Source organism: Tabrizicola sp. YIM 78059, assembly GCF_004959785.1.
Classification (GTDB): Bacteria; Pseudomonadota; Alphaproteobacteria; order Rhodobacterales; family Rhodobacteraceae; genus Tabrizicola; species Tabrizicola caldifontis.
Window position 1 is genome coordinate 46,083 of record NZ_SJZH01000012.1, and the last position, 14,840, is coordinate 60,922.

At 65.2% G+C, this 14,840-nt stretch carries 10 protein-coding genes; 7 read left to right on the forward strand and 3 right to left on the reverse strand.

The window, feature by feature from the left end; genetic code table 11:
- Positions 1 to 102: 102 nt before the first annotated feature.
- From EZM81_RS14475 to EZM81_RS14485, 3 genes are read right to left on the reverse strand one after another with little or no spacing between them, the layout of a single operon-like run.
- On the reverse strand, positions 103 to 1,296 hold the full coding sequence (locus tag EZM81_RS14475; RefSeq protein ID WP_135450700.1) for an efflux RND transporter periplasmic adaptor subunit: 1,194 nt from the start codon (positions 1,294 to 1,296) through the stop codon (positions 103 to 105).
- Positions 1,297 to 1,308: 12 nt separating this feature from the next.
- A complete protein-coding gene (locus tag EZM81_RS14480) occupies positions 1,309 to 3,675 on the reverse strand; it encodes an ABC transporter permease (protein WP_211195422.1) in 2,367 nt (788 codons plus the stop codon).
- A complete protein-coding gene (locus EZM81_RS14485; protein WP_135450699.1) occupies positions 3,669 to 4,385 on the reverse strand; it encodes an ABC transporter ATP-binding protein in 717 nt (238 codons plus the stop codon). The genes EZM81_RS14480 and EZM81_RS14485 overlap by 7 nt, the downstream gene beginning before the upstream one ends.
- A gap of 418 nt (positions 4,386 to 4,803) precedes the next feature.
- Here EZM81_RS14485 and EZM81_RS14490 point away from each other — a divergent pair, with 418 nt between their 5' ends.
- The 7 genes from EZM81_RS14490 to iolD all read left to right on the forward strand — a co-directional run bounded on the left by EZM81_RS14490 (position 4,804) and on the right by iolD (position 14,830).
- Entirely contained in the window at positions 4,804 to 7,014 is a 2,211-nt protein-coding gene (locus EZM81_RS14490) for a serine/threonine-protein kinase (protein WP_136646203.1), read from the forward strand.
- An 11-nt stretch (positions 7,015 to 7,025) separates the two neighbouring features.
- The gene (locus EZM81_RS14495; protein ID WP_135450697.1) at positions 7,026 to 7,211 is read left to right on the forward strand and encodes a hypothetical protein; all 186 of its coding nucleotides are present in this window, start codon (positions 7,026 to 7,028) and stop codon (positions 7,209 to 7,211) included.
- Positions 7,212 to 7,357: 146 nt separating this feature from the next.
- Positions 7,358 to 8,557 carry a transporter substrate-binding domain-containing protein gene (locus tag EZM81_RS14500; protein WP_136646204.1) on the forward strand — a complete coding sequence of 400 codons (1,200 nt, stop codon included), beginning with the start codon at positions 7,358 to 7,360 and terminating at the stop codon, positions 8,555 to 8,557.
- Positions 8,558 to 8,876: 319 nt separating this feature from the next.
- A complete protein-coding gene (locus EZM81_RS14505) occupies positions 8,877 to 9,971 on the forward strand; it encodes a LysM peptidoglycan-binding domain-containing protein (protein WP_135450695.1) in 1,095 nt (364 codons plus the stop codon).
- A gap of 244 nt (positions 9,972 to 10,215) precedes the next feature.
- Positions 10,216 to 11,028, forward strand: coding sequence for a MurR/RpiR family transcriptional regulator (locus tag EZM81_RS14510; protein ID WP_136646205.1), 813 nt, complete (start codon positions 10,216 to 10,218; stop codon positions 11,026 to 11,028).
- Between the two features lie 65 nt (positions 11,029 to 11,093).
- Positions 11,094 to 13,007, forward strand: coding sequence for a 5-dehydro-2-deoxygluconokinase (gene iolC / locus EZM81_RS14515; protein WP_136646206.1), 1,914 nt, complete (start codon positions 11,094 to 11,096; stop codon positions 13,005 to 13,007).
- Positions 13,004 to 14,830: a 3D-(3,5/4)-trihydroxycyclohexane-1,2-dione acylhydrolase (decyclizing) gene (iolD, locus tag EZM81_RS14520; protein ID WP_136646207.1), complete on the forward strand. Its 1,827-nt coding sequence runs from the start codon at positions 13,004 to 13,006 to the stop codon at positions 14,828 to 14,830. The genes iolC and iolD overlap by 4 nt, the downstream gene beginning before the upstream one ends.
- Positions 14,831 to 14,840 lie beyond the last annotated feature (10 nt).

Consider the following 14,840-nt stretch of genomic DNA (forward strand, 5'->3'; position numbering starts at 1 on the left):
GCTGAAACCGCCACTCCTCGTCGGGGCCAGCCCCGGCGAGGGGCAGCAGGCGGTTCCGAAGGGGAGTTCAGCAGGCCTAGGCCGATCGCCTGCCGCCAGGGGTCATCCTGCCCGATCGGCCAGCGGAACCACAGCGGTGCCATCGGTGATCAGATCGCTGGGATGCAGTATCACGCGGTCCCCTGCGGCAAGGCCGGTCAGGACCTGGGCATAGGTGTCGTTGCGTTCACCCAGCGTGATCCGCACAAGACGGGCCCTGCCGTCCCGCACCACGTAGGCCGCCCAGTCCGGCCCGTCGCGGAAAAGTGCCCCGACCGGGATCGACAGCACATCATCGCCCCGCCAGATCGTGATCCGCGCCACGATGCGGAAGCCATGGCCCAGCGCCCTCCATTGGGCCGGATCCCCCTCAAGCGCCAGGATCACCTCGACCCGCTGCTCGTCGATGCCTAGTGCCGAGACACGCGTACGCGCCGTGGGCTCGATCCGTTCCACCCGGGCCGAGAGTGGCGGCCCGCCCCAGCCGGTGATCTCGGCCCTGGCCCCCTCGGTCACCCGCACCGCATCGCGCGACAGAAGCTCGACCCGCACCTCCAACCCTGCCGGATCGCCGATCTCCAGCAGGGGGGTGCCCGGCTGGACAACCTGCTCGCTTTCCGTCAGCACCCGCAGCACCTGGCCAGAGACCGGAGCCACGATTTCCACGCAGCAGGTATCATTTGCTCCGCCGCCGTCTGTCCGCAGCACCGCCAGCGCGCTTTCAAGTTCCTTTTCGCGCACCGCAAGGTTCGCCTTTGCACTCGCAACCGCAGCCTCTGCCGTCTTCTGCTCGCGGATTGCGCTATCGTAGGCCCGTTGCGAGATCGCGCCACGATTGAACAGCGCAATCGCCCGGTTCGCCTCGCTGGTGGTGAACTCCAGCGTCGCCTCTGCCTGGGCCAGTTGGGCACGGGCCAGATCGGTCGCGGCCTGCGCGGCGGCGGCCGTTGCCTCGGCCACGGCGCGCGAACGGCTGTCCAGCAGCACGGGCGCCGCCGGGCCGATCACCGCGACCACCGTTTCGTTCGCCACGACCGGATCACCCGGATGCAACCCGATCCGTTGCAACTTGCCGGCAATGGTGGCCGAAATGGTGAAGACATCGCGGATCCTTGCCTGCCCTTCCTCTTCGACGTGAACCTCGATGGTCCGCGGGGCGACCTCGGCAAGATCAACCTCGACCGGGCGGGGCAGGAAGGTCCAGACCAGAAGCCCGGCAAAGGCCAACACGACAATGGCATAGATCAGACGGCGCATGTCATTCCCTGTTCATTCCCTGGTCTTCAGGACCTCGACCATGTCGAGATTGTTGATGCGGTTCCGGACCGCGAGGGCCGAAACGACCGCGGCGAGGCAGACCACCAGGCTTGCGGTGCCGAAGACCTCGCGCCCGATGACGAAGGGCACACGGTAGAGGTCAGATGAAAAGGCCGCCACCATTCCCAGCCCGATCAGATAGCCGATGGCCCAGCCCAGCGGCTGTGCCAGAAGCACGATCACCAGCAGTTCCCCGAACAGGATGCCCGACACCTCGCCCCTGGTGAAGCCCAGAACACGCAGGCTTGCCAGTTCCCGCCCCTGTTCGGACAGCGCGATGCGGGCGAAATTGTAGATGACGCCGACCGCGATGATCGAGGCAAGGGCCACGTAAACGGTGACCATGACGATGATGTTCTCGGCGATCGTGTCACGGAAGCGTTGCACCGTGCGGCCCAGGACGATCACGAACGAAGTTTCGGGCGTGGCCTTGGCCGCGGTGAAGAACTCGGTGTCCTGCAGGGGATCGATGCGCAGGTTCACACCAGAAATCAGCGCGCCTTCCCCCATCACCCGGTTCAGTGCACTGATCTCCATTGCCGCGCCAAGCCCCACATAGCCCAGCGACAGCCCGCTGACCGGCAGTGTCACCGTGCGGCGGCGGCCTTCCAGAAATTCGACCGTCACCAGGTCGCCGGGACGCACGTCCAGCGCCTCGGCCAGGGCCTCGGACAGGATCAACCCGGCCTCGGGCATGGTCATCGGGCGTTCCTGCGGCGACAGCACCCGCGACAGGTCGGTAACCGCAGGCCGCCCGGTGATCGCCAGCTTGCGCGACTGGTTACGGTGACTGATCCTTGCGGCCACGCTGCGGAAGGGCTCGGCCACCATCACACCGGGCATCTGGCGCGCGGCAAACAGCGCACGTTCCGGTTCGGCGCCGGCAAAGGCCACCATCACGTCCTGCCGTTCCGCCCGGAAGAAGGTCAGGTCGATCATCCGGTCGATCGACCCGAAGGACCACAGCGACGCCACCAGAATGGCCACCGCCATTGCCACGCCCAGGATGCCGGATGCGGTGCGCAAGGGCCAGCGGATCAGGTGTCGCACCGTCATCACCGAAGTCTGGCGCAAGGCCACCATCCGCAGCGCGCGCCCCATCCGCGACCGGTAGTCTGGCGGGGCGGGCGGCGTCATCGCCACCGCAGGCGGCAGGGCCAGAACCGAGCGGACCGCGAACAGCGCCCCCGCCACCGCCGCCCCCGCGGTGATCAGCGCGGCAAGCCCGTAGATCTGCGGATCGCGGGCAAAGACGAGGAAGGGAAAGGAGAAGAACCGCGCATACATCTGCGCCAGTTCGCTTCCCAGCCACGCCCCGGCCGCAAAGCCGATACCTATGCCGACGACCGCGATGGCCAGAACGAATTCGACGTAATGCTGCGCGATCGCCCTGCCGGAATAGCCGATCGCCTTCAGAAGCCCGATCTGCTCCCGCTCCAGCGTGACCAGGCGCGACAGCGTCATGTTCACCAGCATCGCCGCGACCAGCAGGAAGATCGGCGGCAGCACCTTGACCATGGCGCTCATCTGTTTCAGTTCGGCGTCCAGAAAGGCATGCGAGATCTGATCCTTCCGCGCCGTTGCCCCCGCCCCGCCATATGGCGCGGTCAGCCGGTCGAGCGTCTCGATCACCCGGTCCTGATCGACGCCGGGGGCCAGCTTCAGAACCAGGTTGGAGAAGGCGCCCTTCAGGTCATAGGCGGCCTCGAGGCTGGGACGCGGCAGCCAGGCGATGCCAAAGCGGCTGGGGTCAGGCATCATTTCGCCCGGGCCCAGCGCATAGATGAACTCGGGCGACAGGGCGATGCCGGTCACGCGAAGCTCGCGCCGCTGTCCGTTCATCACTACCGCGAAAGTCGCCCCCGGGGTCAGCCGGAGCGCGACGGCAAAGCCCTCTGACACCACGGCTTCGTGCGGGGATTGCGGGTCGGGCAGCCGGCCCTGCCGCAGATGCAGCCGGTTCAGCGCCCCCTCGTCCCCCTCGGGCAGCGACACCAGCATGATTGCCCCCGGTTCCACCATGCCCGGCATGTCAAGGAGGCCGAGCTTGACGATCCGCGCCTCGGCGGCCAGCACGCCGTCGATCTCTTCGACCTCGGCCATGAGCGCCCTGGGTGCCCGTGTCACGTCGGCAAAGACATCGGCAAACCGGTAATCCTCGTAATACCGCGCGCGGGTTTCATAAAGCGAGGCATAGGCCCCGTTGCCCAGGATGAGCGTCGCCACCCCGGCCGCCAACACCAGCGCAATGGCCAAGGCCTGTGGCCATAGCCGCACCAGGTCGCGCAGAACCTTGCGCCGAAGGGGGGCGATCACCATGACACCTCTGCCGGGCGCTTCTTGGCGGCATTGACTGTCTCCTCGACGATGCGCCCGTCGGCAAATCGCACCACACGGTCGCCGATTTCGCGGATGGCAACGTTATGGGTAATGACCAGCGTCGTGGCGCCAACAGTGCGGTTCACCTCGCTCAGGGCCTCGAGCACCTTTATGCCGGTCGCACTGTCCAGGGCACCCGTGGGTTCGTCGCACAGAAGAACCTCGGGATTCTTGGCGATGGCGCGGGCGATGGCCACCCGCTGCTGCTCGCCCCCCGATAGTTGCGCGGGGAAATTGTCGCGCCGGTCTGCCAACCCTACCAGCGCCAGCGCGTCGTCGGGCGACATGGGGCGACGGGCAATCTCGGTCACCAGGGCTACGTTTTCCCGCGCGGTCAGGCTGGGAACAAGATTGTAGAACTGGAAGACGAAGCCCACATGATCGCGCCGGTATTGGGTGAGTTCACGCTCGTTCATCACGGTCAACTGGTGTTCCTGGAACCAGGCCTCGCCACCCGATGCCATGTCCAGCCCGCCCACGATGTTCAGGAAGGTCGACTTGCCAGACCCCGACGGTCCGAGGATGATGACGAACTCGCCCTTCCGCGCCGCGAAGTCCACCCCGCGCAGGGCATGCACCTCCTGCGCGCCGCTGCGGTAGACCTTGGTCAGGCCGCGCGTGCGAAAGACGGTCTCGTCTGGGCTGGTCATCGTGTCGCCACTCCTTTGTCTGATACTCTAGCAGGATTGCGCGACCTTTTGGTGATCTGGATCAAGGGCCCCGCTGCATTGCCACGAAAAGGCAGCCCGACCGTGGCCTGCCGTCGCCAGGCGCGGCCTTCTTCCTGCGCCAAGCGGTGATACCCCATTTGACGGCCTTTTCGCCCTTCCGCACCCGGGAACGACGGACGTCCTTTCCGCGTGGCCTTCGGGTTGATCCAGCCCATCCTTCAAGATTCCATCCAAGCGCCCCATTTTCGCCGTCATCCACAACCAACGATCCAACAGTGGATTGGTGCGTTCGTGTGGACGATGCCGGCAAGTTTGCAGGGCCCTCGATCTTTCGCCCGGCAGCCGGAAACGCTGACAGGGGCATCGAACGGGAATTCTTGCTGGAAGGAAGGGCGAGATGGCTCAGCAAACGGCTATCGAGGCTCCGGCCGAAGAACTTGAAGATCTGGTCGATGAACTGCAGCCCGGGACCAAGCTGCTGAAGGGCCAGTATACGATCACCCGCTTCCTAAACAGCGGCGGGTTCGGGATCACCTACCTTGCCAAGGACAGCCTGGATCGCGACGTGGTGATCAAGGAATGCTTCCCATCGTCCTTCTGCCGCCGTTCGCAGACCATGGTGACCGCACGCTCGCGCGCCCATTCGGCCGAGCTGCGGTCGGTCGTGCAGCTCTTTGTGCGCGAGGCGCGCAACCTGGCCAAGATCGTGCATCCGAACATCGTCGCCGTGCACCAGGTGTTCGAGGACAACGGCACCGCCTACATGGCCATCGACTATGTCGACGGGCTGGACCTTCAGCAGATCATCGACGGCCAGGGCACCATGCCCGGCCCGGATGGGATCGTGCGGATCACGGAAAAGCTGCTGGAAGCGGTTGGTTTCATCCACGCCAACGACATGCTGCACCGCGACATCTCGCCCGACAACGTGCTGATCGACCGCGCGGGTGAGCCGATCCTGATCGACTTCGGCGCTGCGCGGGAACAGGCTAGCCAGAAAAGCCGCGCCATGTCGGCACTGCGGGTGGTCAAGGACGGCTACTCGCCGCAGGAATTCTACATCGCCGGGTCTGAACAGGGCCCCTGGAGCGATCTTTATGCCCTGGGCGCCACCCTTTATCACCTGATCTCCGGCCAGGCTCCGGTCAACGGGCAGGCGCGCCTGGCCGCCTTGGCAGAGGACCGCCCCGATCCCTATCTGCCGCTCGAGGGTCGCTTTCCGGGCTATCCGCCGGGCTTCCTGCGCGCCATCGACACTGCGCTGAACACCCTTCCGAAGCAGCGCCTGCAATCGGCGCAGGAATGGCTGTCCTTCTTCAAGTCGGGCCCGGCGGCGGCACGAACGCTGCGTCCGGTTGATCCCGTCGCGGCTGCCGTGCATCAGATGGTTCAGTCCTCCCTCAGGGATCCCGCAAAGGCCGCGGATGCGCCGGCCACGGCATCGCCTGCTGCGGACAAGCCGACCCCAACAGCACCAGAGGCGACGCCCCCGCTGACAGCTGCACAGACGCAACCGCAGGCAGAGGCCACCTCCGAGAAGGGCGGCGGCGTCGGACTGGTCCAGGTAGCTGCGGGGATTGTTGTCGTCCTGGCCCTGGTGGGCGGCGGGATGGTGCTGCTGCGCGGCACCGAGGCACCGCCCGCGTCCGAACCGACCCTTGCCTCGGCTACCCCAACCGCTCCTGCGCCCGCTGCCTCTGCCCCGCCCGAGTCGGCACCCGCAGCTGCACCAGCACCGGCGACCGAGGGCAAGCCGATTCCCGAAGTTGCACCGGTGTCAGATGAAACCGCCGCGGCGGCAGCACCAGAGACACCCAAGGCCGAAGACCCTGTCGCCACGGCCCAAACCTTAGTGCCTGCCGCGCCTGTTGCCGTAACGGGAACGGACCTTGCAGTCGAGGCACAGCAGGCAGCACCTGAACCGACAACCGCAGCACCTGAACCGACAGCCGCAGCGCCGGAAAGGGCAGACGCTGCGCCGGAACCGGCCGTCCCGACAACCGAACTTCTGGAAAACCAGATCAGCTTTGCGGCCTGGGATGTGGAAATGCCCTTCATCGAAGGCAACCGACTTGTCGCCAATCGCCGGGTCGCCGTCATCGAACGGCTTCTGCCGACTGCCGACCTCGCCGAGACCGGTACATGGCTGGCTCCGGGCCTGGTGATCCATTCCGTCAACGGCACCGATGTCCAGCAAAGCGGCAGCATTGCGGCGGCCATCCTGAATGCGCTGAACGTCGATCCCGACGGGCGGGCACGCGTGGTGGTGGAATATTCGCTGGCGTCCGGGCAGGATCGGCAGACCGGGTTGCTTACAGTCAAGGCCAAGCGGATCGTCAGCCTTGCCAACGGGTTGACCGTCTCGATCGCTAGCACCGATGGCGAATGGCGCACCGTGGTGGACAGCGTGCCACAGGCATCGCCGGCCGCCCTGCAACCTGGCGATGTTCTGTTCCGCGACAAGACGACTGGCACCGCCCTGGACGGACCACAGTCACTGGAAACGATCATGAATGATCTGGTCGGGCTCGGCGCGCGCGAGACGGAGTTCTCGATCATTCGCAACAACCGCGTGACAGTCGCCGCGATGCAGCTTGTCGCGCGGTAAGGAGGCACCAGATGGCACAGGCAGCGACAAGACCGCGCGGCGAGCGCCGGCACGAACGATCGCCGGCCCCTGACGACCCCTCGCGGGAACAGGGCACACCCTATGCGCCGGGTCACGAGCTGGACATCCTGATCGACCTGCTCGACCAGGCCGTCGCCAGGCGGGAGACATGGAGCGCCGGCACTCCGGACTCCTGAGCGCAGGTACCGAAAGTGGTTTCCAATCCCGCCGCGGCGACGCGGCCGGGTCGANAAAGTGGTTTCCAATCCCGCCGCGGCGACGCGGCCGGGTCGATGCAATGCCCGCTGGGCTGCCTATGGCGCCCGGGCAGAGGAGCGGATGGATGACGATGACGGCTAGGACATTGTGGATCGGCTGCGCAGCGGCGCTGCTGTCCGGTGGAGCGGTTCAGGCGCAAGAGGCCTGCACGACCTACACGATCGCCCCCGGCGACAACCTGCGCCGCATCGCCCGCAAGGCCTATGGCGACCCCGACCTCTTCCGCGTGATCTATGAAGCCAATATTGCCGTCATCGGTGCCAAGGCAGACCTGATCGCCGTGGGTTCACGGCTGGTCATTCCCTGCGATCCGAACGCCCCGGTGGAGATGGGTGCGGCTGGCCCAGGCGGGTCTGCCGTAGTCGGCGATGCCATGAACCCCGCCGCAGACCAGACGGAAGTCGTGACCGTGCTTCCGGCCGAAACATCTGTCGAGAACACCGAAGCCGAGCCGCCCGTGACCGCAGCCGCGGCACCTGCGGCCGATGCCGGCGCGCCCGTGCCGCAACCGGCCCCGCCCGTGCGCATCGTTACCGGGAACGGCTATGCCCCCTTCGCCGACAAGACCCTGCCTGGCGGCGGCATGTTCACCCAGCTTGTGGAAATGGCGATTTTTCGCGCCGATCCCGCCATCACCTACAACCTGACCTTCATCAGCGACTGGCAGGCGCATATCGACGCGCTGCTGCCGTCGCAGGCTTATGATCTCAGCTTCCCCTGGCTCAAGCCCGACTGCGAAGGGACGACGATCCTTTCTCCGGGTGATCAGGCGCGGTGCGACAATTTCGTCTTCTCAGCGCCCTATTACGAAATTGTCGATGGCTTCTTTGCGCGCAGCGACAGCGATCTGGTGGATGCAACCAGCTATGCGGCCTTCGAGGGAAAGCGCATCTGCCGCCCCGAAGGCTTCACCACCGGGGTTCTGGATGCTGTCGGCCTGTCGGTCCCCGTGGTCGAACTGATGCGCCCGATCGAGGCGGTGGACTGTTTCGAAGCCCTTGAGGCGGGCAAGGTCGATCTGGTTTCGATCGACGTCGAAGTGGGCGATTCCACCATTGCGAGGCTGGGTCTTTCGAAACGGTTCGCCCAGAACCCGCATCTCTTCACGCTGCAAAGCCTGCATGTCATCGCGCACAAGTCCAACCCAGCCGCAGTTGCCATGATCGGCGTGATGGACGAAGGGCTGATCGAGATGTACGAGTCGGGCGAGTGGTACGACATTGTATCGACCGCGCTCAGCCAGAACGCGCAGCTTCAGCAATAGGCCGGGCGTGATCGGCACAGATGCTGCCCTTTCCGCCCGCACGGCAGGCCCAGCGCGCAAGATCGCGGGATTTGTTTCCTGAACGATCAGAAGTTGGCCGCGCCCATGCGTTGGATGCGCGGGTCAAATGCAACCCCAAGACAGCTATGCGGCGCCCTTTTCACACCGCAACTCACCCCGAAGGCGAATTGCTCGTTTGAATCCACCGAATTGCCTTAATCGTGCCACTTCAGGAAGGCTTGCTAGCACCATTCATGGATTGTTTCGGAAACGTCACCGCGAACACCAAGGCACCAGTCGTCAGAAGGACGTGACAAAGATGAAGACTGCATCTCACAATTACCGGTCGACTGCGCTGGCTGCGGTCCTGATCCTGGCCCCTGCGATTGCCTCGGCCCAGCAGGCCTGCACGACTTATACGGTCAAGGATGGGGATACCCTCGGCTCGATCGCCCAGGCCGCTTACGGTTCCTATGACTACCAGATGATCTTCAACGCCAACCGCGACGCACTTGCGCAGAATCCGAACAGTCTGCCGGCCGGGCTGCAACTGATCCTGCCCTGCGAGGACGGGCGTCTGACGCCGGATTCGGAACTGAGCGCGGTCATCGAACGCGAAAGCGCGCGGCAGGAAGCAAACCGGAAGAAAAGCAATGTCTATGAACCGCCGCTGAAGTTCGTCACTTCGAACGACTGGGCGCCGTTCACCGACGAATCCCTGACCGGCGGCGGCATCTTCGTACGGATGGCAACCACCGCCATGCAGCGCGGCGGGAACGACCGCGACTATACCGTGGCCTATGTAGACCACTGGATGTCGCACATCGAGACACTCTTGCCATCGGGTGCCTTCGACGTGTCGATCGCCTGGGAAGCGCCAGACTGTTCGAAGCTTGACATGCTTGGCGAATTCTCGGTTCGCATGTGCACCGAATTCGACTTCTCGCTGCCGATCTACGAGACCGCCTATGCGTTCAACACGCTGGCCGACAGCAAGTATGCCAACGCCCGCAGCTTCAGCGACTATGCCGGCGCAAGGATCTGCCGTCCCGACGCATGGCCGATCAGCGATCTCGAGGTGCAGGGCCTGGTCGAACCGCTGGTGTCCTACGTTCACCCCAAGTCGCCGCTCGACTGTGCGCGGATGCTGCTGGACGGCGAGGTCGACCTCTACTCGATCGAGGCAGAAACCTCGGCTTCGAACTTCAAGGAACTGAATGCCGGCGACCGCGTGTCCACCAACCCGGCGCTGGCAACCTTCATCAGCTATCACTTCATCACTGCGAAAAGCAATCCGCGCGGCCGCGTCTATATTGCCATGCTGAACCGAGGCATCACCGAAATGCGCGAATCCGGCGAATGGTACGATATCCTGGCCACCGGCCTGGCTGAATACAACAAGCTCAGCCAGTAGCGCCTTTTGCGGCCCGACTTCCGGCCCTCGCGCTGCAAGGCGTGGGGGCCTTTGCCTTTAGGCCAGGGCAGACAGAGATGACCGTACCCCCGGCCCCTGCGACAGGGTTGCCAGCACCTGCGTTGCAGCCTGCCCAGCCGACCATGGCGCCACCAGGTGCCGGCGCCCTGGCTGACCGCTGCGAATAATCTTGGAACATTCATTCCATATGTTATGCTCGCAGTTCAGTCAGCCCGAGCCAGCCATGACCGACGCCCCGCCTGCCACCATCCCCGCACTGCTGGACCGGATGGCGCGGATGTCCGGCAACTTGCCGCGCCGCCTGCAACAATGTGCGGATCATATTGCCGCCCATCCCGACAGCATTGCGCTATCGACCGTCGCGCAGGTTGCGGCGGCGGCAGGTGTGCCGCCATCTGCCGTGATGCGGTTCTGCCAACTGCTCGGCTTCTCGGGTTATGCGGAAATGCAGCGCCTCTTTCGCGCTGCCCTGATTGGCCCGGCACCGGATTATGCCACCCGTCTGTCCAGACTGAAGGCCGGGGGCGCCGACCGCCCCGCCGCCCTTGTGGCCGAATTTGTCGAGGCGGGACGACAGTCAATGGAACGTCTGGCGCAGGATCTAGACGAAACAAAGCTGGATCAATGCGTTACTCTGCTTTCCGGGGCTGACGCGATCCACCTGGCCGGCTTCCGCCGGTCCTTTCCCGTTGCCGCCTATCTTGCCTATGTCTTTGACAAGCTTGGGGTTCCGACGGTTCTGCATGACGGGGTGGCGGGGCTTGGGCAGCTTTCGGCGCTGCGGCCTGGCGATGCGCTTCTGGCCATCACCTTCGCCCCCTATTCCGAAGAAACCCTGACCATTGCACGCGAGGCCCGCGCGCGGGGGCTGCCAGTGGTCATCCTGACCGATCCGCCCGCGACCAGGCTTGCCCCGACGGCCGATGCCATCCTGACCGTGACCGAGGTCGATTTCGGTGCCTTCCGCTCGCTCTCGGCGGCCATCGCCCTGGCCCTTGCGCTTGCCTTGGCCGTGGCCGCCCGGCGCGAAGTTTAGGGCTTCCCCGCTTCATCAGAATGGAATATTCATTCCATTATCCCGACTCAGGCCCGGAACCCGCCATGCCTCAGCCTGCAAAGACCCTTGATGTCATCACGATCGGCCGGTCCTCGGTCGATCTTTACGGCGCGCAGATCGGCGGCCGGCTGGAGGACATGGGCTCGTTCCAGAAATACATCGGCGGCAGCCCCACCAACATGGCTGCCGGCACCGCGCGCCTGGGCCTTAAATCCGCCCTCATCACGCGGGTCGGAGACGAACACATGGGCCGTTTCATCCGGGAAGAGCTTGCCCGCGAAGGCGTGGACGTGCGCGGCGTCAAGACCGACCCTGAACGGCTGACCGCGCTTGTCCTTCTGGGTATCCGCGACGACAGGCAGTTTCCGCTGATCTTCTATCGGGAGAACTGCGCCGACATGGCGCTTTGCGAGGACGACATCGACGAAGCCTTCATCGCCGAGGCGCGTTCGGTCGTGGCCACCGGAACCCACCTCAGCCACCCGCGCACCGAAGCTGCCGTTCTGAAGGCCCTTGCCCTTGCACGGAAGCACGGGGCGCAAACCGCGCTGGACATCGACTACAGGCCGAACCTCTGGGGCCTGGCTGGCCATGGCGACGGCGAAAGCCGGTTTATCGAAAGCGCTCAGGTCACGGCAAAGCTGCAATCCACCCTTCACCTGTTCGACCTGATCGTCGGCACCGAAGAGGAATTCCACATCGCCGGTGGCAGCACCGACACGATCGCCGCGCTGCGCGCCGTTCGGGCCGTCAGTGCGGCGACCCTAGTTTGCAAGCGCGGCCCGATGGGCGCAGTCGCCTTCACCGGTGCCATCCCCGACAGCCTGGACGACGGCGAAACCGGCCCCGGCTTTCCGATAGAGGTTTTCAACGTCCTTGGCGCGGGGGACGGGTTCATGTCGGGCCTGCTGAAAGGCTGGCTGGACGGCGAGCCCTGGCCTGTCGCCCTGAAATACGCCAATGCCTGCGGCGCCTTCGCCGTTTCCCGCCACGGCTGCACCCCGGCCTACCCAAGCTGGCAGGAGTTGCAGTTCTTCCTGCACCGCGGGATCGTCACGCCAGCACTTCGCAAGGACGCCGAACTGGAACAGATCCACTGGTCCACCAACCGGCACGGGGACTGGCCCACGATGCGGGTCTTTGCCTTTGATCATCGCCTGCAACTTGAGACGATGGAAGGCGCAACGCCCGCCAGAATCGGTCAGTTTAAGGAACTTTGCCTGCAAGCAGCCCTGGCCACAGCCAATGGACAGCCAGGCTACGGCATCCTGTGCGACAGCCGCCTGGGGCGCGACGCCCTGTATCGTGCAGCAGGAACCGGCCTTTGGATCGGCCGGCCCGTGGAATGGCCAGGATCACGCCCACTGACGCTAGAGCCCGAGCTTGGCCCGGATTTCGGCGGCCTGCAGGAATGGCCGCTGACCCATGTGGTCAAGGTGCTGTGCTTCTATCACCCCGAGGACGACGCCGCGACGAAGGCCGCGCAGGAAGAGACCGTCCGCCGCCTTTTCCACGCGGCGCGCCGCAATCGGCTTGAGCTGCTGTTGGAAATCATCCCCTCGAAGGTCGGCCCCGTCACTGACGACACCTCGGCCAGGGTGATCCAGCGCTTCTACGACCTTGGCATCTACCCCGACTGGTGGAAGCTGGAGCCCTTCACCACCGACGCCGCCTGGGAACAGGCCTGTTCGGCGATCACCCGCAACGACCCGCACACCCGTGGCGTTGTGGTCCTTGGGCTGGACGCCCCAGAGACGGAACTGGCCGCCGCGCTGGCGCTTGCCGCCCGGCAGCCCCTGGTGAAGGGTTTCGCCATCGGTCGCACGATCTTTGGCGATGCGGCCCGCGGCTGGCTGAAGGGCGAGATGACGGATGCCCAGGCCGTCGTGATGATGACCGAACGCTACAGGCGCCTGTGCTCTGTCTGGGACGCGGCGCGCGAGGGAGGAACGCAATGACCACGATCCGTCTGACTGCCGCCCAAGCCATGGTGCGCTGGCTTTCGGCCCAGAAGGCCGAGGACGGCTCGCGCTTCATCGAGGGCGTGTGGGCGATTTTCGGCCACGGCAATGTCGCCGGCCTGGGCGAGGCACTGCACGCCCACCGCGATGCCCTGCCCACCTGGCGCGGCCACAATGAACAGACGATGGCCCATGTCGCTGTCGCCTATGCCAAGGCGCAGGGTCGGCGGAAGGCGATGGCCGTCACTTCGTCCATCGGGCCGGGCGCCACCAACATGGTCACGGCGGCCGCCGTCGCCCACGTGAACCGCCTGCCCGTCCTGTTCATCCCCGGCGACGTCTTTGCCAGCCGTGCGCCCGATCCGGTGCTGCAACAGATCGAGGATTTCGATGACGCGACCGTTTCGGCCAACGACTGCTTCCGCCCCGTGGTGCGCTATTTCGACCGGATCAGCCGGCCGGAACACATCCTGACTGCGCTGCCCCGCGCGCTGCGGGTAATGACCGACCCGGCGAACTGCGGCCCCGTCTGCCTGGCCTTCTGCCAGGACACCCAGGCCGAGGCATACGACTATCCGGCCGAGTTCTTCGAGCCCCGCGTATGGCACATCCGTCGCCCCGAACCCGACCAGCGCGAGCTTGAGGCTGCCGTCGCCGCGATCCGTGCTGCCACCACCCCGCTGATCGTGGCCGGCGGCGGCGTGATATATTCGGGTGCCGAACAGACACTGATTGACTTCGCGCGCGCCCACAACATCCCCATCGTCGAAACTCAGGCCGGAAAGGGCTCTGTGGACTGGGAGGAGCGGCTCAACTTCGGTTCTCCTGGCGTGACAGGCACCGGTTGCGGCAACGAACTTGCGGCCGGGGCCGATCTGGTGATCGGTGTCGGCACGCGCTTCCAGGACTTCACGACCGGCAGCTGGACGGTGTTCTCGCGCCCCGGCCGCAAGCTTCTGTCGATCAACATCCACGGCTACGACGCGCACAAGCGCGCGGCCCAACCCCTTGTCGGCGATGCGAAGGTGACGCTGGAAAAGCTGTCCGCGGCGCTGGGTGACCATCGCTTCCCCGACCCCGACTTCGCCCTGCGCGCCCGCTGGTTCCAGACCACCGACACCTTGACCGCCGCACCGACGAGCAATGCACTTCCCTCCGACGCGCAAGTGGTGGGCGCGGTCCAGCGCACCACAGGAAAGGATGCCATCGTCATGTCCGCCTCGGGCTCGATGCCGGGCGTCCTGCATGTCCTATGGAAGGCGTCCCGTGGCGGCTATCATATGGAATACGGCTTTTCCTGCATGGGCTACGAAATCGCCGGCGCAATGGGCATCAAGATGGCCCGGCCCGATCGCCATGTCGTCTGCATGATTGGTGACGGCAGCTACATGATGGCCAATTCTGAACTTGCGACCGCCGTGATGATGGGCATTCCCTTCACCGTGGTCCTGACAGACAATCGCGGCTTCGGCTGCATCAACCGGCTGCAGAAGGCCACAGGCGGGGCGCCCTTCAACAACCTGTTGCAGGATGCCTATCATGTGAACCCTGCCGAAATCGACTTTGCCGCCCATGCGCGCGCCATGGGGGCAAACGTTGTGAAGGCGGGCTCAATCACCGAGCTTGAGGCCGCCATGAAGGACGCGAAGACTGCCACCATCCCCACGGTGATCGTCATCGACACCGACCCCGTCCCCGGCACCGGCGCCGGCGGCACCTGGTGGGAAGTGGCGGTGCCCGAAGTCTCGGACCGGGCAGAAGTGAACGAGGCCCGCAAGGGCTATGAAGCGGCCCGCAAGGCCCAATGGCTGTTGAACTGAAGGCACCCGC

Coding starts and splice junctions, on each gene's coding strand:
- iolD (WP_136646207.1), top strand. CDS start 13,004: ATGACCACGATCCGTCTGACTGCCGCCCAAGCCATGGTGCGCTGGCTT.
- iolC (WP_136646206.1), top strand. CDS start 11,094: ATGCCTCAGCCTGCAAAGACCCTTGATGTCATCACGATCGGCCGGTCC.
- EZM81_RS14495 (WP_135450697.1), top strand. CDS start 7,026: ATGGCACAGGCAGCGACAAGACCGCGCGGCGAGCGCCGGCACGAACGA.
- EZM81_RS14480 (WP_211195422.1), bottom strand. CDS start 3,675: ATGGTGATCGCCCCCCTTCGGCGCAAGGTTCTGCGCGACCTGGTGCGG.
- EZM81_RS14505 (WP_135450695.1), top strand. CDS start 8,877: ATGAAGACTGCATCTCACAATTACCGGTCGACTGCGCTGGCTGCGGTC.
- EZM81_RS14490 (WP_136646203.1), top strand. CDS start 4,804: ATGGCTCAGCAAACGGCTATCGAGGCTCCGGCCGAAGAACTTGAAGAT.
- EZM81_RS14485 (WP_135450699.1), bottom strand. CDS start 4,385: ATGACCAGCCCAGACGAGACCGTCTTTCGCACGCGCGGCCTGACCAAG.
- EZM81_RS14475 (WP_135450700.1), bottom strand. CDS start 1,296: ATGCGCCGTCTGATCTATGCCATTGTCGTGTTGGCCTTTGCCGGGCTT.
- EZM81_RS14500 (WP_136646204.1), top strand. CDS start 7,358: ATGACGATGACGGCTAGGACATTGTGGATCGGCTGCGCAGCGGCGCTG.
- EZM81_RS14510 (WP_136646205.1), top strand. CDS start 10,216: ATGACCGACGCCCCGCCTGCCACCATCCCCGCACTGCTGGACCGGATG.